Here is a 19326-nt window from a genome sequence, read left to right as displayed (position 1 = left end):
AGATCGTGAAGGTTCGCTCGCTGAGCAGGCAGTTCGCCGTACCGCTGGTGGTGGTCGCGCTCGGGCTGGCCGCGTGCGGCTCGGATACCGGCGAGGCGCCCCACGGCGCCGCCGCCGAACTGGGAACCACCAACGACGTCAACCCGCACGATGTCGCCGACCTGCGCGACGGGGGCAACCTGCGGCTCGCGCTCACGGCGCTGCCGCCGCAGTGGAACGTGCTGCACACCGATGCCGACGGCGAGGTGGCGGGCGTGCTACGTCCGATGATGCCGCGGGCGTTCAGAACCGACGCGGCGGGCAACCTCTCGGTCGACACGAACTATTTCACCGGTGTCGAACTCACGAACACCGATCCGCAGCAGGTCGTCTACACCATCAATCCGAAGGCCGTGTGGTCCGATGGCACGCCGATCACCTGGGAGGACATCCGGTCCCAGGCCGCGGCGCTGAGCGGCGCCGATCCGGCGTTTCTCATCAGGATGAACTTCGGGTTCGATCGAGTGGAGAAGGTCGAACGCGGTGCCGACGACAAGCAGGCGATCATCACCTTCCGGCAGCACTGGGCGGATTGGAAGGGGCAGTTCGCGGGCGAGGGATTCCTGTTGCCGAAATCGGTGACGAGCACCCCCGAGGCATTCAACAAGAGCCTCGTCGACAGCATCTCACTGACCGGGGGACCGTTCACGGTGCAGTCGGTGGATCGGGCGCAGGGCCGAATAGTCCTGGGCCGCAATCCGAAATGGTGGGGCGACACCCCGAAACTGGACACGATCACCTTCACCGCCCTGGACAGCAGCGCTTTCATCCCGGCCCTGCAGAACAACGAGATCGACGCCGTGGGCATTGCCACCCGCGACGATCTGAAGACCGCCCAGGGCATTCCCGGGGTGGCCATTCGCCGCGCCCCGGGCAATGTCTGGTCGCATATGACCTTCAACGGCGCACCCGGCTCGCTGCTCGAGGGCCCCGAGGTGCGGGTGGCGATCTCCAAGGCGATCGACCGGCAGGGCATCGCCACGGCGATTCAGAACGGGCTGGTGCAGACCCCGCGGCCGCTGGGAAGTCACGTGTACGTGCAGGGCCAGACCGGATACCGGGACAACAGTCTCGGCTACGATCCGGACGCCGCCGCGCGCGAACTCGACGCACTCGGCTGGAAACTCAACGGCGACGTCCGGGAGAAGGACGGGCGCAGGTTGGAAATCCGCGATGTCATGTACAACGACCAGAACTGGGTACAGATCGCACAGATCATCCAGCAGAACCTGGCGCGCATCGGGGTGAAGCTCGTCATCGACACCAAACCGGGTAAAGGCTTCTTCACCGACAACATCAAGCCCGGCAATTTCGATGTCGCGCACTGGGTGTGGTCCGGCGACGTATTCGTGCTGAAGAACCTGCCGCAGGTCTACCGCTACGATCCGAACGACCTGCAGGGCAATTACGGCCGGGTCGGATCGCCGGAGATCAACGACCTCATCGATCAGGCGCTGGCCGAGTTGGATCCCGCCAAGGCCGTCGAACTGGCCAATCGCATCGACCGGAAGATCTGGGAGATCGGGCATTCGATCCCGCTGATGCAATCGCCCGGAAATCTCGCGGTCCGCGCGGGACTGGCCAACTACGGGGCGCCCGGACTGGCGTCCTACGACTACACCAAGATCGGCTTTGTGAAGTGAGCACCGGTCCCGATGAAAGGAGCGACCCTTGCGGATTCGTTCGACAGTTGTCCGGTTAGCGATCCCGGCGGTCGCATTCGGAATGGTCTTGTCCGGGTGTGCGGGCTCCGATGATCCCGGCACCGGGACCTCCTCCATCGGGACGACCAACGACATCAACCCGCACGACGTCAGCGAACTCCGCGACGGCGGCAATCTGCGGTTGGCCGTCTCCGAGTTCCCGCCCAACTGGAACTCCATCTCCAATGACGGCAACAACGCCGATATAGCCAGTATCGAGCGACTGATGATGCCGCAGTCCTACCGGATCGATCCCTCGGGCAATCCGATCCTCAACACCGACTACTTCACCAGCATCGAGCTGACCAATACCGAGCCGCAGCAGGTGACCTACACGATCAACCCGAACGCGGTGTGGTCGGACGGCAGCCCGATCACCTGGGAGGACATCCGCTCCGAGGCCGAGGCGCTGAGCGGCCGGAACAAGGAGTTCCTGATCGCGGCGAATCAGGGCTTCGACCGGGTGGAGAAGGTCGAGCGGGGCGTCGACGACCGGCAGGCCGTCATGACCTTCAGAACGCACTACGCGGAGTGGCGCGGGCAGTTCGCGGGCAACGGCTTCCTGTTCCCGAAATCGGTGACCGGCACTCCGGAGGCGTTCAACAAGAGCCTGGTGGACAATATCGGGCTGACGGCGGGTCCGTTCACGCTGCAGTCGACCGATCGCGCCCAAGGCCGTATCGTGCTCGGCCGCAACCCGAAATGGTGGGGAGCGACTCCCAAGCTCGACACCGTCACCTTCAGTGTCCTGGACAGCGCCGCGCTGGTACCCGCGCTGCAGAACAACGAGATCGACGCGGTCGGCATCGGTCGGCGCGACGACCTGGCCACGGCGCAGGGCATTCCGGACATCGCGATCCGGCGGGCACCGGCGACCCAGTGGTCGCACCTGACCTTCAATGGCGCGCCCGGTTCGATTCTCTCCGATCCCAAACTGCGCCTCGCCATTTCGAAGGGTATCGATCGGCAGGGCATCGCCACGGCTATCCAGAACGGCCTGGTCGCCGCTCCCAAGCCGCTGAACAACCACATCTACCTGGAAGGCCAGACCGGCTACCAGGACAACAGCCTCGGCTTCGACCCCGGCGCCGCCGCCAAGGAACTCGACGACCTCGGCTGGAAGCTCAACGGCGACGTCCGGGAGAAGGACGGCCGGAAGCTGGAGATCCGCGACGTCATGTACAACGACGAGACCTGGGTCCAGCTGGCACAGATCATCCAGCAGAATCTGGCCCAGATCGGCGTGAAGCTCACCATCGACACCCGGCCCGGCAAGGCGTTCTTCACCGACGTGATCCAGCCGGGTGATTTCGATGTGGCGCAGTGGAGCTGGGTCGGCGACCCGTTCCCGCTGAGTTCGCTCAACCAGATCTGGGGCTACAACCCCAACGACCTGCAGGGCAACTACGGCCGGATCGGCTCGCCGGAACTCAACGCCCTCATCGAGCAGACCATCTCGGAGCTGGATGAGAAGAAGGCGATCGAACTCGCGAACAAGGTGGACCGCGGCATCTTCGAAGAGGGGCATTCGCTTCCGCTGCTGCAGTCGCCCGGCATCGTGGCCGCCAAGGCCAATCTCGCCAACTACGGCGCCCGCGGCCTGGCCACCTTCGACTGGACGAAAGTCGGCTTCCTGAAGTGATTTCCGGCTCGGGCCATCCCCTGGCCTACCCAGTTCTGACGGCGTTCGGCGCCCTGGCGATCTGCCTCGCCTGGGCGCCGTTCGCCGATCTGGAGCAGGCGAGCATGCTGGCGGCGGTGGGGTTGGTCGTGTTGGGGTACACGGCGTTTCGACTCGCGGTGGCGTTCGGCAAGTGGCCGGTGCGCGGCATCGTCGCGGGGACCGCGGAGTGTCGGCGGGTCCGGCAACAGTATCGACTCGCCAGCCACTCCTGGTTGGAATGGGAGGTCGGCGGCCGGAGGCGCTGGCTACCCGTGTATTTCGATCCCGCCCTGGTGACCTTGACCGCGTCGACCCTGCGAATGGGCAACGGAACCATCCGGATCGGCGAGCTGCGCCTGTATCCCGCAGGGCCGCTGCGGGATTCGGAGCCGCCCGGAAAACTGATCGACAATCCCGCCCGCCCGGATCCGGACGGGGCGGCGCACGCCGCACGGTCGGCGCGGTTCGCGCGCAGGCTGGTGCTGGATGCCCAATCCGCCGTCGCCGCGCCGTTCGCCGCGCTGCTGTGGGTGTATGTCGCGGGCGGTGGGTTCCCCGCATTCGTGGGAGCGGTGACGGTCGCCACCTGTGTGGTGGTTTGGTTCGCCGCGATCCGCGGGTCCGATCCGAGCTGAACCTCAGCCCGTGACCAGCGGCTGCTGCTGGGTCGAGCAGTGAATTCCCCCGCCGCCCTCCACGACCGCGTTGTACTCCACCCGGACCACCTCCCGGCCGGGGAACGCGTCGGCCAGAATCCCCGCGGCGCGGTCGTCGCCGCGGGGATCGCCGTAGGCGGGCATGTAGACGGCGTTGTTGCCGATGTAGAAGTTGACGTAGGAGTACAGGAAGTCGGGTCCCCGTTCGCCGCTCAGTTCGGTCGGGTCCGGTTGCGGGAGTTCGATGATCTCGAAGGGCCTGCCCGCGGCGTCGGTGGCCCGGCGCAGGATCTCGCGTGCCTGGACCGCCGCGCGGGCGAAGACGTCGCCCGGATCCGGATGGACCGGCCAATCCACCAGGACCACACCGGGTGCGGCGAAACGAGCGACGGCGTCGACATGGCAATCGGTGACGTCCTCCCCGGCGACCCCTTGCAGCCACACGACTTTCGTGACGCCCAGCATTTCGCCGAGCGCCTTTTCGATGTCCTCGTGATCGAGCCCGGGATTTCGGTTCGGATTGACCAATGCGCTCTCGGTCGTCAGCAGCGTGCCCTCGCCATCCACCTCCAGCGCACCGCCCTCCGTGACGATCGGCGCGACCACGCGGGGAATTTCCGCATGCTCGAGCACTTTTCGCGCCACCTTGGCATCCATGTGGTACTCGGACTTCTGACCCCAGCCGTTGAAGTTGAAGTCAATTCCGGCGGGACCGTCCGGGCCGGACACAAATGTCGGCCCGGTATCGCGCACCCACAGATCGTCCAGCGGGGCCGAGACGACCTCCACGGCCGAACCGCAGGCCCGGCGCGCCTCCTCGACCTGTTCGCGGCGGGACAGCAGCGTCACCGGTTCGTGTTCGGCGATCGCGCGGGCCAGCCGTGTGATATCCGCGCGCACCAGCGGCAGCAGCTCCTCCCACACCGATTCCTTGGCGGGCCAGGCCAGCCAGGTCCGGGCGTGCGGAGCGGTCTCCGCCGGCATTGTGTAGCGCGTCATGGGACCGACGCTACCCACTTTTCGGAGACGCACCAAAAAGTTTCGCCCGTCGAGTTTGCGGATGCGTTTTCGCGGTACCTGCCCATGTCGCGATCGCGAATTTCGGACATCGATGAACGATTCGGCCGCCACAATTCGGCACCGGATACCTAATTCCGTGACCGGTCTGCGCCGCAGACCACCGACGGCCGGTCTGTTCGAATTACATCGGCACGACACAATTCCCGTAGCCACACGGCCGCGTACCTGGCCGGCATGTTCAATCGTCCGTCTCCTGGCCCAGTATCGAGTCCAGCAGTCGGTGCAGGGCCCACTCGAAATCGGCGACGGAATCGGCCGCGGCCAGGTGCGGGCGGGCCGCGGTGAGGGCCGGGAAGGCGTTCGCGTCGACCGCCAGCCCCGGATGCCCGAGGGGATGTTCGTTGACGACATATCCGAGCAGCAGGTGCCAGACGGCGCGATAGGCCCGCGCCGCGACATCCGGGCTCAGACCGGCGTCGAGCAGGGCGCCGATCCCCGACTCCGCGAAGGGCAGCGCGGTGGCCGTCACCGAGGCGGCATCGATGATCACCTTTGCGGCCCACGGATGGTCGAGCAGGACCCGATGCGCCCCGAGCCACTGCCGCACGATCCGTTCCCGCGGCCGCCCCTCCCGGACCACCGGAAACGCGCGGGCGAGGTCGTCGTTGAGCAGGGCGAGCAGTTCACGTCGGTCGGCGATGTGCCGATACAGCGAGGCCTGGCCCGTGGCCAGCTCCTGCGCCACCCGCCGCAGGGTGAGCGCCGACAGGCCTTCCGCGTCGGCGATCCGGCGCGCGGCGGCCACGATCGCGCCGCGAGTCAACGGTTGTTCGCGCACCTCGTTCCTTCCGCCGGGTGCTCCGAGCCTAAGCGGCGGGGTCGACCGCCACGACGCAGCACTTGCGAACGGTGTTCGCATATAGTTAGGTAGGCCTAACGCGAACGTTGTTCGCTGCATAAGGAGGCCGTGTGACCACCCAGACCCTGACCACCACCCCGCCCGCGATCCGCCGCACCGCCGCCATGGTCGCCCTGGCCCTCGGCGTGCTGTCGTACGGGCTGATGCAGACCATGCTGGTTCCCGCGATCGGCGTGCTGCAGCATGCCCTGCACACCAGCGCGACCGGCGCGACCTGGGCCGTGATGAGCGCACCCCTGCTCGCCGGTGCGACCCTGACGCCGCTGGTCAGCCGACTGGGCGATCGGTACGGGCGGCGTCGCATGCTGCTGATCGTGCTCGCGATCTACCTGACCGCCACGCTGGTCGCCCTCGCCGCGCCGCATATCGGCGTACTCATCGCGGCCCGCGCCGGGCAGGGCATCAGCCTCGCGATATTGCCACTGGCCTTCGGCTCGGTTCCCGACATCCTGCCGCCCGAGCGCGTGCACGCGGGGCTGGGACTGCTGTCCGGGCTGGTGGGCGGTGCGGCGGGGATCGCGCTGGTCTGCGGCGGGTTGATCGTCGACCACGCCTCGTGGCGCTGGCTTTTCGTAGTCGGCGCCGGATTGATCACGGCCGCACTGGCGCTCGGCTATCCGGCTGTGCCGGACGGCGCGTCGCGGGGCGCCGGACGGCTCGACATCGGCGGTACCGTCCTGCTCGCGGGCGGGCTCTGCGGAATTCTGCTGGCGCTCACCGTCGGCCCGACCGCCGGGTGGCTTGGCCTTCCGACGCTGGCGCTCACCGTCGGCGGTGTCGTGCTGCTGGCGATATTCGCTCGAGTGGAGCGGCGGCTCCGGGATCCGCTCATCGATATGGACCTGGTACTCCACCGGCCCGTCGGCATCGCACATCTCGCGGCGCTCGCCCTGGGCGCGGTCCAGTTCATGTACTACGTACTGGTACCCAAACTGGTCGAATTGCCCACGGCGGCAGCTGGTTTCGGCGGCTCCGTGACCGCCGCCGGGCTGGTGATGCTGCCGTCCACGCTGGTGGTCCTGCCCGCCGGAGCCGTCGCGGGCCGGATCATCGCGCGCCGGAGCCCGCGCGGTCCCTCGGCCGCCGGATTGCTCCTGACCGCCTGCGGCGCGGCATCGCTGGCCCTCGCGCACGGTTCACCGTGGCAGCTGGCGGTGGGCGCGCTGCCGATCGGACTCGGCACGGGCCTGGTGATGACCGCGCTGCCGTCCCAGCTACACCGGGTCGTCGATCCCGCCCGGGCAGCCACGGCCAACGGCATCAACACCGTATCCCGCACGGTCGGAGGCGCTTTGGGCAGTCAACTGGGCGCGGGACTGATCCTCGGCTCGGTAGCCACCGGATTCACCGCCGCCTTCTGGATCGCCACAGCCGTCGGAATCGCCGGAGCAGCACTGGTACTCACGGCCACGTCCACGCATGCGGGAGGTGCGGGGTTCCGGGCTCAGCCGCCGCGGGCCTCGCGCTTCGCTCGCCGTCGCGCCAGCTCTTCCTGTTCGAGCACGGCCGCCTGCTCCAAGGTGGGCGCGGCGCCGCCGAGACGTGCGGGTACCCAGCGCGCTCCCTCGGGCATGTCGTAGCCCTGCTGTGCCTGGTCGAGCAGGCGCTCCATGCTGGAACGCAGTTCGGCGGTGAGGGCGTCGGCGGGCTCGTACGCCGGGATGGGCGCGCCGATACGGATGTGGATCGGGAAGTTGTGCCGCCCCAGCCGTTTCGGAATGTCCTTGGTCCAGACGCGCTGCGCGCCCCAGATCGTCATCGGCACGATCGGGGCGCCCGAGTCGATCGCCATCCGGGCCGCGCCCGACTTGAACTCCTTGATCTCGAAACTGCGGCTGATAGTGGCCTCCGGGTAGACGACCACGATCTCGCCGTCGCGCAGCGCCGTTACCGCGCGCTCGAAGGATTCGTGCCCGGCGCTGCGGTCCACACCGATCGCCTTGCAGTGCTTCATGAGCCAGCCGACGATGCCGTGCTCCAACTCGGCCTTCATCATGTACCGCACATTGCGGCCCGATTTGCGGCCCACCAGACCGACTTCCATGAAATCCAGGTACGCGGTGTGGTTCACGGCCAGCACCGCCCCGCCGGTGCGCGGAATGTGTTCCTGCCCCGCGATATCGATGCGCAGGCCCTGCGCCCAGAACATCGTGCGGACCAGGCCGGTGAGGACGTCGAAGACGGGCTCTCGCGACATACTCGAAACTCCTGTACTGCTGCGGCCTTTCGGCTATTGCGTCGGGTCACCCGTGGCCGAGCGCCGCGCGGCCTTCTCGGCGGCCTCCGCGGCATCCATCGCATCGGCCTCCTCGAGCGTCGGGGCGCCGCCGCCGAGGCGGGCCGGAACCCAGTATGCGCCCGGCTCGTGCACGTAGTCCCGCTGCAGGTCGCACAGCATCTCCTGCATCGTCGAGCGCAGCCGCCGGGTCAGCTCGGCGGCGGGCTCGGCGATATTGCCCGATTCGACGGCGGGCGGCTGGATGGGCTCGCCGACGGCGATGGAAATCGGAGTATTGGTACGTCCCAGACGCTTCGGGAACCCCTTCGTCCACACCCGCTGCGCGCCCCAGATGGTCATCGGGATCAGCGGCACCCCGGCCTCGATCGCCATCCGCGCGGCGCCCGACTTGAACTCCTTGATCTCGAAGCTGCGGCTGATGGTGGCCTCGGGATAGACGCCCACGAGCTCACCCCGCCGCAGATAGTCGAGCGCGGCCTCGTAGGAGTCCGCTCCCGCCGAGCGGTCCACCGGAATGTGCTTGAGCGCTCGCATGATCGGACCGGAGATCTTGTCGTCGAAGACCTCCTTCTTCGCCATGAACCGGATGTAGCGCTTCGGCGTCCGCGCCGGCAGCCCGGCGTAGGTGAAGTCCATATAGCCGGTGTGGTTGATCGCGATGACGGCGCCACCGGTCGCGGGGATGTTCTCATCCCCTCTGACCTCGAATTTCAGCCCCTGCGCGAAGAAGACGGTGCGGGCCAGGCCGATGATCGTCCGGTAGACGGGTTCCACAATTCAGCTAGCGTAGTCGCAGTCACATTCGCGCCCTCCATCGCACGCGCAGGAAAGAGGTTTGCCGCAGTGAAATGCCCTCGACCAGCACGGTGTACCCGACGCACCCACCCGCGCCTGGGGACGCTACTCGCAGGGCTCGCGCTGCTGGCCGCGGTGGCCGGATGCGATTCGCGGGTCGGGATCGAGGGCACCGACTACGACAGCGGGGCCGAGACGACCTCGTCGGCGGTCCCGTCGACGGCGCCATCGGCCGCCGGTGAGGTGGCGGTCACCGTCTCGCTGGAATCCCCGGACCCCGCGGCCGCCGACGCCCTCACCCGCTTCGCGATCGACCTGCAGGAGCTGCCCCGGCCGCAGCTGGTGGACAAGTGCTGGACGTTGGCGCCGCGCAATGTGGAGACCATGTACGCCGACAAACAGGCCGTCGTGCGGGCGCTCGCCCAGCCCGGCGTCGACGACGGCGCGGCCATCACCTGGCAGAGCCCCGGCACCCCGGATCGTGCGGGGGTCACCCTCGTCGCGCAGCGCGCCGATATCGCCACGGGCTACGCCTGCCCGCGGGTCTACCCCACCGGCGCGGACACCGCGTTCAACGACGCCGACGCCCGCCACACCGTCCGCCGCTACCTGGCCCGCGGTGTCGGCCGACCGTTGAATCCGGCCGATCGGGAGACCACCCACCCGCTGATCTGCGATGCCGCCTGGGATCCCACCGGCAGCGGCCGCACCGCCGTGGCTCCCCTGACGACCAACCCGGACAAGCTCACCGGTGTGCGGTCCTTCGTCGACCAGTCGATCACGTCCAAACCGCTGCGCGGGGACTACTTCTCGGTCTCGGCGCCGGTCACCACCGCCGCCGGGACGCAGGAGCGGACCTTCACCCTGCGACTCACCGACCAGGGTTACTGCCTCGGCGACGTCTCCGGGTAACGCGGAGGGACCCTCGAGCACTCCCGGCCCGACACGGCTACCCTGGGTGGCTGACAACGGTTCAGGAGGGACTTCTTCGTGCAGATCACCAGCGTCGGACACGCCGGATTTCACATCCGTACCCCGGCCGGGACGATTCTCTGCGATCCGTGGGTCAACCCGGCGTACTTCGGTTCGTGGTTCCCGTTTCCGGACAACACCCGGCTCGACTGGGACGAGTTGGGGAACTGCGACTTCCTGTACGTCTCGCACCTGCACCGCGACCATTTCGACGCGAAGAACCTGGCCGAGCGCATCAACAAGGACGCCACGGTCCTGCTGCCCGACTACCCGGTTCCGGACCTGAGGCGCGAGCTGGAGAAGCTCGGGTTCCACAAGTTCTTCGAGACCGAGGATTCGGTCAAGCACACCGTCACCGGGCCGGGCGGCGACCTGGACGTCATGATCATCGCGCTGCGCGCGCCCGCGGACGGCCCGATCGGCGACTCCGGTCTGGTGGTGTCCGACGGCGAGACCGTGTGCTTCAACATGAACGACGCCCGGCCGGTCGACATGGACGTGCTGCACGAGCAGTTCGGCCACGTCGACATCCACCTGCTGCAGTACTCCGGCGCCATCTGGTACCCGATGGTCTACGACATCCCGAAGCGGACGAAGTCGAACTTCGGCAAGCAGAAGCGCCAGCGCGGTATGGACCGGGCGCGCAGCTATATCGAGCAGGTCGGGGCGACCTGGGTGGTCCCGTCGGCGGGCCCGCCGGTGTTCCTGGACGACGAGTTGCGCTATCTGAACGACGACCACGGCGACGAGGGCAACATCTTCCCGGATCAGATGGTGTTCCTGGAGCAGATGCGCATCCACGGCAATACCGGTGGCGTGCTGATGATCCCGGGTTCGGTCGCCGACGTGCGCGGCGCCGAACTGGAGCTGACGCACCCGTTCGATCCAGGCGAGATCTACGACGACAAGGCCGCCTACATCGAGCAGATGGCGCAGCGCATGGCCCCCGTACTGGCGGCGGAGAAGGCCGCCTGGGCCACCGAGGAAGGCCCGCTGCTACCGCAGCTGAAAGAGCTGTTCGAGCCGATCATGGCGCAGAGCGATCTGATCTGCGACGGCATCGGCTACCCGGTCGGCCTGGCGCTGGGCGAGGAGACCGTGGTGCTCGACTTCCCCAAGCGCGTGGTGCGCGGCCCGATCGAGGGAGAAGGGAAGTACCGCTACGGTTTCCGCATCGATCCGCAGTTGGTGCGCACCGTGTTGCGCGACGGCGAGCCCGACTGGGTGAACACCATCTTCCTGTCCACGCGATTCCAGGCGTGGCGCATCGGCGGGTACAACGAGTACCTCTACACCTTCTTCAAATGCCTCAGCGACGAGCGCATCGCCTACGCCGACGGCTGGTTCTCCGAGGCGCACGACGATTCGGCCTCCTGCGAGATCGCGGGCTGGGAGGTGCAGCGGCGCTGCCCGCACCTGAAGGCCGATCTTTCGAAATTCGGTGTGGTGGAAGGCAATACGCTGACCTGCAATCTGCACGGCTGGCAGTGGGACCTGGAGAGCGGGCGCTGCAAGACCTCGAAGGGTCACGAGCTGCGCTCACGCAAGCTGGGTTAGCGGGTCGAGCCGTCGTACGCCGAGGCTCGGGCACGCTCCACGATGCGCAGGGCCGCGACGGCATCGCGGGGATCGACGGGGGTCGGGGCGCCGTCGAGCAGCGCGTCGGCCACGGCGGTGTAGAAGGCCGGGTAGTCGCCGGGCTCGGTCGGAGTCGGGTGCGTGTCCCCTTCGGTACCGAGCAGCCCCCAGCCCTCGGGTTCCACCGTGCCCCAGGGCTTTCCAATCTCCGGACGTTCGCCGGCGCGCAGCGCGGCCTCTTGCGGATCCAGACCGTACGAGACATAGCCGCTGTCGGAACCCAGCACACGGAAGCGCGGGCCCAGCTGCGGGGCAACGGCGCTCATCCACAGGTGTGACCGCACGCCGGAGACGTGCGTCAGTGCTACGAAAGCGTCGTCGTCGGCCTGCACGCCGTCGCGTCGTGTGTCCAGCTCGCAGTACACGCCGGCGACCGGACCGAACAGGCTCAATGCCTGGTCGATCAGGTGACTGCCGAGGTCGTAGAGGATGCCCGCACCGTCGTCGACGCCCCCCGCCTCCCGCCATCCGCCCTTCGTCACCGGCCGCCACCGTTCGAAGCGGGATTCGAACCGCCGCACCTCACCGAGGCTGCCGTCCGCGATCACACGGCGAACCGTGCGAAAGTCGCTGTCCCAGCGCCGGTTCTGGAACACTGTCAACAACTGCCCGGCCCGCTCGGCGGCATCGATCAGGTGCTCGCCCTCGGCGGCGGTAAGCGCGAACGGCTTGTCCACGACCACCGGCAGCCCCGCCGCCAGCGCTCGCGTCGCCAGCGGCGCGTGGGTGCGGTTGGGCGTCGCGACCACCACGAGGTCGATGCCCGCCGGATCCGCGAACACCTCCTCGGCACTGGGCACCACCCGCACCCCGGGGTGTTCGGTCCGCGCCTGCTCGGCTCGCTCCTCGGACGAGGTCACCACCGCAGCGACCCGCAGCCTCGGCTCGGCGGCGATCAGCGGCGCATGAAACACCGACCCGGCCAGCCCATATCCGATCACCGCAACATTCAGTTCCCGCATGCTGTCCTTCCGCCGTCGTCGCCGCACGCCATTGTTCCCGAGTCTCTCCCGCCCCTCTTACCCGCGCGGCGCCATCCCGCCGATCAGACCCATCGACCGAGCCACCATGCCGCGCCGCAGTCGACTCACTCCTTCGACCGGCCGACGGTCACCACGCGCGAATCCGATCGGCGCGCCGCGACACCAACCGCCATCAGGGTCAGCACGCAGCCCCCGAGAGCGGCCGCCGACAGCCCGGACCCGGTGGGCAGCACGACATCCAGTACCACGGCGGCCAGCAGCTGACCGGCGACGGAGGCGAGGCCGAGCAGGAGTACCCCGATCCAACGAACCACCGCGACGGCCAAGGCGATGAATACCACGCCGATGACACCGCCGAGGTACAACCACGGTTCGGCGGGCAAGCGCTCAGGGAGGCCGGTGCGCATGAGGACCAGCGATTCGACGAGGAGCAGGCCGACGACGCCGGTCGCGAAATTGACCAGCGTGGCCGAGTAGGGCCCGCCGACCATCCCGATCTGCCCGTTCATGGCCTGCTGCCAGGCCAGCCCGATCCCGGCGAGCGCGGGGAACGCGATCAGCGCCACGGGCGGAACCGCACCGAGCAGATCCCCCGCCGCAGAGACGGGGTGGCCCGCCCCCGACCCGCCCGCGGCCGAGAGCCCCACCGCGGCCAGCGCAAGCGCCGCGCCCGCGATGCGCGCAACAGTCACCGGCGTGCGCTCGCTCGGCCCGAGCCCGAGCCGATCCACCACCAGGCTGCTCGTCAGCTGCCCCGCCACGACCGCGACGGTGAACGCGGTGACCCCGATCGCCGCCACCGTAAGCCCCTGACACGCAACGAACAACGCCCCGCACAGCCCGCCGAGCAGCTGCCACCACCGCAGCCGGCCGCTCACGACCGCGCGCCACACCGCCCGCACCCCCGCGCGCAATCGCCCACGCAGCACGAATGCGACTCCGAGCACCACCAGCCCGGATCCGAAACTGATGACGGCCGCGGCGATCCCGTCCTGCAACCGCTCCCCCAACGCGCCGTTCACCCGCCCCTGCACGGCCACACCGGCGCCGATACACAGGCCGCAGCCCACACCGAGTTCTCTCCGCATCAGCTCGCGGTCAGTTCTTGCCGAGAGTTCCCGTGTCGTAACCGTTCTCGACCGGGATCCAGCCCTTGGCGGCGAAGTCGCGGTCCGACGTCCCGGCGCCGACCAGACCACGCTGCTCGTTGAGGTCGCTGATCAGCTCCGACACCGGATGCGAATCGCTGTAGTGATACCCCTGCGCCAGCGCGAATCCCAGCTCCGTGAGCACCGCGGCCTGGTATTCGGTCTCCACGCCCTCGGCGATGACCTGCAGATCGAGCGATTTGCTCAGCGCCGCGATGACACCCAGCAGCGGCGGCGCCGGAGTGCCGGAACGGATGGCCGCCACGAACGACTGGTCCACCTTCAGGATATCGCTGGGGATGGTGGCCAGGCGGCTCAGCGAGGAGTAGCCGGTGCCGAAGTCGTCGATGGCGATGCGCACGCCCCGCTCCCGCAGCGTGTGCAGATTCGCGATGGCGATCTGCGATTCGGCGGCCAGCTCGCTCTCGGTGACCTCCAGCACCAGCTGACCCGAGGGCCAGCCGGTATCGGCCAGAATCCCGGAAACCCGATCGGCGTAATCGGATTCGGCCAGCTCCAGGCCGCTGACATTGACGTTCAGGGTGAGGTCGAGCTGGGCGAAGGTCTCCTGCAGCCGGGCGGCGTCGGCGCACGCGCGGCGCAGCACCAGTTCGTCCAGGTCGGAGATCAGGTCGTATTCCTCGGCCACCCGGATCAGGCCCTCGGTGGTGACATCCGGCTGCGCGCTCGACGACCAGCGCAGCAGCGCCTCCACCCCGACGGCCTTGCTGCCGCCCTCGGTGAGGCTGACGATCGGCTGGTAGTGCACGTCCAGCGCGCCCTTGTCGATGGCCTCGCGCAACTCCACCGCCAGCGGCAGCTGCCGCGACGACTCCAGCACCGTGCGGTTGCGCCCGGCCTGCTTGGCCCGGTACAGACCCACATCGGCCCGGCTGACCAGCAGCGATCCGGATTCGCCGGGCTGCCACGAGGTGACTCCCGCCGAACATCCGGTCGTCACCGCGGCGCGGAGTTGCTCGGTGAGCAGGATCGCGGCCTGCTCGGTGGTACCGGGGAGCAGCAGCGCGAAGGCGTCGCCGCCGTAGCGGGCCAGCCGCTGGTCCGGCTCGAGCAGCTTCTGCCAGGTGTCAGCCACCCGCTGCAGGACCGCGTCGCCCGCGCGGTGCCCGAGGTGGTCGTTGATCTTCTGGAAGCGGTCCAGGTCCACCAGCACCAGGGCCAGCCCCTGGCCGGTCCGGGTGGCGTGCGCGATCGCGGAATTGAGGGCGCGGTCGAAGCCGCGCCGGTTCAGCAGACCGGTGAGCACATCGATATCGGCGTCGGACGCCATCCTGGTAAGAATTCCGACGACGATGCCCGCGCCGACCGTCACCCCGGCCGGGATCATGCCCGACCACCACGGCAGCCCGCGCGAGGGCACCACCCACAGGCACAGCAGCACGGCGAACAGCACATGCGCCGCAACCCATTGCCAGCCGAAGAAAATCGCGGCATCGCAGGCGACGAACACATAGAAGGCGGCCAGGCTGATCCCGCCGACGGTATTGGGGAACCAGTGCACCGCGATCGTCACCAGGATCGTCGCCACCGCGACGTAGATGTGGTGCACCGAATGCGGCAGCCGCGGACCCCAGATCAGCAGACTGACCCCCAGCAGCAGGGCGACCGCCGCCGCGGCGCCCACGAGCGGCCGATTTCCCTCGTCACCTGGGGCGATGGCGGTGATCAGCAGGCCGAGCACGCCACCCATCACATAGAACGCACCGGTGGTCCGAGCCATCACCATTGCAGTTGCCAGCGCCGATGCCGTCCGCACCCGCGTGCGGGTATCGCCGCGAGACCCGATTCCTCGCACGCCGCCTAGCCTAGACACAGTTGTCCCGTGCAGTAGTCACATCGGCAGGAATCGACTGGCAAAGTCTGCGATTTCCGTGTTCGCGGCGCACGTGCCGGTGCACGTGCACAAATCTGCGCACCGTGGCGAATCCTTGGCTACCGCAACGGTTCCAGGATCTCGCGGCCGACGAACGGCACCAGCGCCGACGGCACCCGAACCGATCCGTCGGCTTGCTGATGGTTCTCCAGCAGCGCGACGATCCAGCGCGTGGTCGCCAGGGTTCCGTTGAGCGTCGCCGCGATCTGCGGCTTGCCGTTGTCGTCGCGGTAGCGCACCGACAACCGGCGCGCCTGGAAGGTGGTGCAGTTGGAGGTCGAGGTGAGCTCGCGGTAGGTGCCCTGGCTGGGCACCCAGGCCTCGCAGTCGAACTTGCGCGCCGCCGAACTGCCCAGGTCACCCGCGGCGACATCGATCACCCGGTACGGCACCTCGATCGCGGCGAGCATGTCCTGCTCCCAGCCGAGCAGCCGCCGGTGCTCGGCGTCGGCCTCCTCCGGCTTGCAGTAGACGAACATCTCGACCTTGTCGAACTGGTGCACCCGGATGATGCCGCGAGTGTCCTTGCCGTAGCTACCCGCCTCGCGCCGGAAACACGACGACCAGCCCGCATATCGCTTCGGCCCGGCGGCGAGGTCGAGGATCTCACCCGAGTGGTAGCCCGCCAGCGGCACCTCCGAGGTGCCGACCAGATACAGCTCGTCCTCTTCGAGGTGGTAGATCTCGGCGGCGTGCTGGCCCAGGAATCCGGTGCCTGCCATGATCTCCGGGCGCACCAGCACGGGCGGGATCATCATGGTGAACCCGTTCGCGGTCGCCCGCTGCGCCGCCAACTGCAACAACCCCAGCTGCAGCAGCGCACCGTAGCCGGTGAGGAAATAGAACCGCGACCCCGACACCTTGGCGCCACGCTCCATATCGATCAGGCCCAGCGACTCGCCCAACTCCAGGTGGTCTTTGACCACGAAATCGAATTCGGTTGGGGCGCCGACTGTCTCGAGCAGGACAAAGTCGTCCTCGCCGCCCGCCGGGGCGCCCTCCTGCACGACGTTGGACAGGGCGCGCTGCGCGGCGCCCAGTTCGGCGTCGGCGGCGTGCTCGGCCGCCTCGGCCTCCTTCACCTTCGCCGCCAACTCCTGCCCGTGCGTCAACAGCGCGGGACGGTCCTCCGGGGAGGCCTTGCCGACCTTCTTGCCCAGCGCCTTCTGCTCGGCGCGCAGGTTGTCGGCGGTCGCTACCGCGGCCCGGCGCGCGGCATCGGCCTCGAGCAGGGCGTCCACCAGCCCCGGATCCTCGCCGCGGGCCCGCTGGGAGGCACGGACCGCGTCCGGATCATCACGCAGGAATCGGAGGTCGATCATGAGCGCAATCCTAGGCAGCCACGCCAAGGGTTTTTGCTGAGGGCAGGAGTGGAGACAGCATTCGATGCCCGAATCGCCCCGTTTCGGCCCAACGCACCACACCGCCGCCGAGACCGCCCGCAAGCTCACCGAGTTCTACGCCGCGCCGAATCCGCGACAGTTGCCCGGCATCGCCTCCGCGCTGCGCGGGTGAACCGCCGTCGGCACCGCTCCCCCGAGCGTGCCGCATCGGCTCGAAATCGCCCGTACCAGCGGCTGCGGCAGCGGCCGTCGTGCCCTGCCCGTGGCACGGATCGGCCGAGGCTCGTGGCGGCTGCGTAACCGCGCTGTCATGATGGAGCGCGATGTCCACCGAAGATGAGCCCCAGGCATCCGGCACCGAACCGTCCGGCACCCCCGGTAAACCCGGGCGAGCGGCGTCGAGGCGGGCCGCGCGCAGCGCGTCCGGGCGAGTGCACCTGCCCGCGCACAAGCTGCGCTGGGGGCTGCTGGCCGTCGCGGTAGGCGCGATCGTGGCCGCGCTGGTGACGATGTTCATCTCCGGCTTCCGCAGCTCGAACGGCCTGGAGGCGCACGACCCCGCCGCCCCGCACATCGGCGGGCGGGCGGGCAGCGCGTTCGGCAGCGCGAAACCGGGCGACTGCCTGACCTGGACCAACGCCAAGACGCTGGACCTGTCGAAGGTGAACTGCGCGGACAAGCACCTGTTCGAGGTCACCTCCGACATCGACCTGAGTCTGTACCCTGGCCGCGAATTCGGGCCCGGCTCACGGTTCCCGGACTCGCTGCGGTTCGCCGAACTGCGTGACGAGCACTGCACGCCCGCGGCGGCCGCCTATCTCGGCGGACGGCTGGACCCGCGCGGCCGGTACGTCGTGGGCATGATCAACCCGGGCGAGCCCGGCTGGCGCAACGGCGACCGCACCATCCGCTGCGGGCTGCAGCTGGTCAGCGCCACCGGCAACGCCACCCAGCAGACGGTCGGCCAGGTCCGCGACAGCGATCAGTCCCGTGCGTTCGAGGCCGGCGCCTGCATCGGGATCAGCCAGGGACTGCCCACCAACGAATCGATCGACTGCGCCAAACCGCATGCCTACGAGGTGATGTCGGTGGTGGACCTGGGCACGCATTTCACCGGCGCCCCGCCGAACAACGCGGACCAGGACAAGTACATGCAGGACGAGTGCGCCCGCGCCGCAGACGACTACATGGGCGGACAGGACGCGCTGATCAACAAGACGCTCACCATCTTCTGGGACAACCTCGACACCCGCAGCTGGTTGGTCGGCAGCCATCGGCTGAGCTGTCTGGTCGGCAAGGGCACGCAGGACGGCTTCTCCACGATCACCGGATCGGTCAAGGGGGATGTACTCATCGACGGCCAGGCGCCGGTGCCGCCGCCGAACTCCGGCCGCTCCACCCCGTCCCCGCTCCCGGGCGCCCCGCCCGCTCCGATCCCGCCGCAGCCGCGGTAGGTCACGGCTGGTGAGGGACCGAATGTCCGTTTCGATGTCCGATGACCGGTTCGAGGAGCTGGTCGGCGAAGCACTCGACATGATCCCCGAGGAACTGGCCCGCGCCATCGACAACGTGGTGGTGCTGATCGAGCCCCGCAACGCCGAGGACCCGCACCTATTGGGCCTCTACCACGGCATCGCGCTGACCGAACGGGTCGACAGCCAGTACGGAGGGGCGCTGCCGGACACGATCACGGTCTATCGCGAGGCCCTGCTGGAGATGTGCGACAGCGAGGAAGAGGTGGTCGAAGAGGTGGCGATCACAGTGATTCACGAGATTGCGCACTACTTCGGGATTGACGAAGACCGCCTGCATCAGCTGGGATGGGGTTAATCTTGACCCGCGGAGCGGGTCGAGCCGCAAGAAACTTCGGATTCGAGGGAACCCGGCCGGGAGCCGTCGCGTCCTATCACTCGTAGGGGGAATTCTCGTGGTTCCACCGAAGGGCGGGCATGTGCCGGCTCTACTGCTGTATAGACACCACTAGAAGGAGTTCGGGTCATGCTTCTCGTCTCACCTGAAGCCATTCTCGCGGCCTCGGTCGAACTCGATCTGCTCGCCGAGCGGCTCGCCGCCGCCTCCAGCCTGACGGCACCGGCAACCCATGTCATCCCCTCCGGCATCGAGGAGGTCTCGCTGCTCGCCGCGGGCCACTTCAACCACGCCGCGGGCACCCACGACGGCGCGTCGGCGCAGGCGATCCTCGAGCTGCACCACGCCGCCAACACGCTCCGCATGCAACTGGCGCAGTACCTCGGCACCGACATGATGCGCGCCGGCAGCGTCAACGCCGTCGGCGGCGCGATCCAGGCGTAAT

Annotated in this window: 17 protein-coding genes and 1 pseudogene; 10 read left to right on the top strand and 8 right to left on the bottom strand. The window is 68.3% G+C overall.

Going from position 1 to position 19326, the window contains the following annotated elements; genetic code table 11:
- The first annotated feature begins 5 nt into the window (after positions 1-5).
- Genes ACYVLQ_RS10540 through ACYVLQ_RS10530 form a run of 3 tightly spaced genes read left to right on the top strand, consistent with a single transcriptional unit; the run spans position 6 to position 4040 of the window.
- The gene (locus ACYVLQ_RS10540) at positions 6-1682 is read left to right on the top strand and encodes an ABC transporter family substrate-binding protein (protein ID WP_460697211.1); all 1677 of its coding nucleotides are present in this window, start codon (positions 6-8) and stop codon (positions 1680-1682) included.
- A 28-nt stretch (positions 1683-1710) separates the two neighbouring features.
- The gene (locus ACYVLQ_RS10535; protein WP_460697210.1) at positions 1711-3384 is read left to right on the top strand and encodes an ABC transporter family substrate-binding protein; all 1674 of its coding nucleotides are present in this window, start codon (positions 1711-1713) and stop codon (positions 3382-3384) included.
- The gene (locus tag ACYVLQ_RS10530; RefSeq protein WP_460697209.1) at positions 3381-4040 is read left to right on the top strand and encodes a hypothetical protein; all 660 of its coding nucleotides are present in this window, start codon (positions 3381-3383) and stop codon (positions 4038-4040) included. Before ACYVLQ_RS10535 ends, ACYVLQ_RS10530 begins: the two co-directional genes overlap by 4 nt.
- Before the next feature lie 3 nt (positions 4041-4043).
- Here the strand turns inward: ACYVLQ_RS10530 and ACYVLQ_RS10525 are convergent, their stop codons facing one another.
- Entirely contained in the window at positions 4044-5060 is a 1017-nt protein-coding gene (locus tag ACYVLQ_RS10525) for an agmatine deiminase family protein (protein WP_460697208.1), read from the bottom strand.
- Between the two features lie 259 nt (positions 5061-5319).
- On the bottom strand, positions 5320-5919 hold the full coding sequence (locus tag ACYVLQ_RS10520) for a TetR/AcrR family transcriptional regulator C-terminal domain-containing protein (protein ID WP_460697207.1): 600 nt from the start codon (positions 5917-5919) through the stop codon (positions 5320-5322).
- 185 nt (positions 5920-6104) lie between these two features.
- On the opposite strand from ACYVLQ_RS10520, the pseudogene ACYVLQ_RS10515 reads away from it, so the two are divergent.
- A pseudogene (locus ACYVLQ_RS10515) lies at positions 6105-7286 on the top strand (MFS transporter); the annotation flags it as partial.
- A 158-nt stretch (positions 7287-7444) separates the two neighbouring features.
- Here ACYVLQ_RS10515 and ACYVLQ_RS10510 read toward each other — a convergent pair.
- Both ACYVLQ_RS10510 and ACYVLQ_RS10505 read right to left on the bottom strand, forming a co-directional pair.
- The gene (locus tag ACYVLQ_RS10510; RefSeq protein ID WP_460697206.1) at positions 7445-8197 is read right to left on the bottom strand and encodes a lysophospholipid acyltransferase family protein; all 753 of its coding nucleotides are present in this window, start codon (positions 8195-8197) and stop codon (positions 7445-7447) included.
- A 33-nt stretch (positions 8198-8230) separates the two neighbouring features.
- Positions 8231-9013, bottom strand: a complete 783-nt coding sequence (locus tag ACYVLQ_RS10505; protein ID WP_460697205.1) for a lysophospholipid acyltransferase family protein — start codon at positions 9011-9013, stop codon at positions 8231-8233.
- 69 nt (positions 9014-9082) lie between these two features.
- Here ACYVLQ_RS10505 and ACYVLQ_RS10500 point away from each other — a divergent pair, with 69 nt between their 5' ends.
- Together ACYVLQ_RS10500 and ACYVLQ_RS10495 are read left to right on the top strand one after the other, a co-directional pair.
- On the top strand, positions 9083-9946 hold the full coding sequence (locus ACYVLQ_RS10500; protein WP_460697204.1) for a hypothetical protein: 864 nt from the start codon (positions 9083-9085) through the stop codon (positions 9944-9946).
- A gap of 78 nt (positions 9947-10024) precedes the next feature.
- Complete coding sequence (locus ACYVLQ_RS10495; protein ID WP_460697203.1) at positions 10025-11563, top strand: Rieske 2Fe-2S domain-containing protein; 1539 nt, start codon at positions 10025-10027, stop codon at positions 11561-11563.
- Here ACYVLQ_RS10495 and ACYVLQ_RS10490 read toward each other — a convergent pair.
- The 4 genes from ACYVLQ_RS10490 to serS form a co-directional block, all read right to left on the bottom strand.
- Positions 11560-12606 (bottom strand): Gfo/Idh/MocA family protein, encoded by a 1047-nt coding sequence (locus ACYVLQ_RS10490; RefSeq protein ID WP_460697202.1) that lies wholly within the window; start codon positions 12604-12606, stop codon positions 11560-11562. The genes ACYVLQ_RS10495 and ACYVLQ_RS10490 overlap by 4 nt on opposite strands.
- Before the next feature lie 125 nt (positions 12607-12731).
- Positions 12732-13715 (bottom strand): DMT family transporter, encoded by a 984-nt coding sequence (locus tag ACYVLQ_RS10485; protein ID WP_460697201.1) that lies wholly within the window; start codon positions 13713-13715, stop codon positions 12732-12734.
- 10 nt (positions 13716-13725) lie between these two features.
- Positions 13726-15516, bottom strand: a complete 1791-nt coding sequence (locus ACYVLQ_RS10480) for a putative bifunctional diguanylate cyclase/phosphodiesterase (RefSeq protein ID WP_460697200.1) — start codon at positions 15514-15516, stop codon at positions 13726-13728.
- Positions 15517-15728: 212 nt separating this feature from the next.
- Positions 15729-16991, bottom strand: coding sequence for a serine--tRNA ligase (serS, locus tag ACYVLQ_RS10475; RefSeq protein ID WP_460697199.1), 1263 nt, complete (start codon positions 16989-16991; stop codon positions 15729-15731).
- 64 nt (positions 16992-17055) lie between these two features.
- Here serS and ACYVLQ_RS10470 point away from each other — a divergent pair, with 64 nt between their 5' ends.
- The 4 genes from ACYVLQ_RS10470 (at position 17056) to ACYVLQ_RS10455 (ending at position 19325) form a co-directional block, all read left to right on the top strand.
- The gene (locus ACYVLQ_RS10470) at positions 17056-17184 is read left to right on the top strand and encodes a hypothetical protein (RefSeq protein ID WP_460697198.1); all 129 of its coding nucleotides are present in this window, start codon (positions 17056-17058) and stop codon (positions 17182-17184) included.
- A gap of 151 nt (positions 17185-17335) precedes the next feature.
- Positions 17336-18466, top strand: coding sequence for a septum formation family protein (locus ACYVLQ_RS10465; RefSeq protein WP_460697197.1), 1131 nt, complete (start codon positions 17336-17338; stop codon positions 18464-18466).
- Positions 18467-18488: 22 nt separating this feature from the next.
- Positions 18489-18842 (top strand): metallopeptidase family protein, encoded by a 354-nt coding sequence (locus tag ACYVLQ_RS10460; protein ID WP_460697196.1) that lies wholly within the window; start codon positions 18489-18491, stop codon positions 18840-18842.
- A 168-nt stretch (positions 18843-19010) separates the two neighbouring features.
- Positions 19011-19325 carry a PE family protein gene (locus tag ACYVLQ_RS10455; RefSeq protein ID WP_460697195.1) on the top strand — a complete coding sequence of 105 codons (315 nt, stop codon included), beginning with the start codon at positions 19011-19013 and terminating at the stop codon, positions 19323-19325.
- The last annotated feature ends 1 nt before the right edge of the window (position 19326 follow it).

This window comes from Nocardia thraciensis (genome assembly GCF_054782435.1).
The sequence above is the reverse complement of the archived record's forward strand: the minus strand, read 5'-3'. Positions and strand labels throughout refer to the sequence as shown.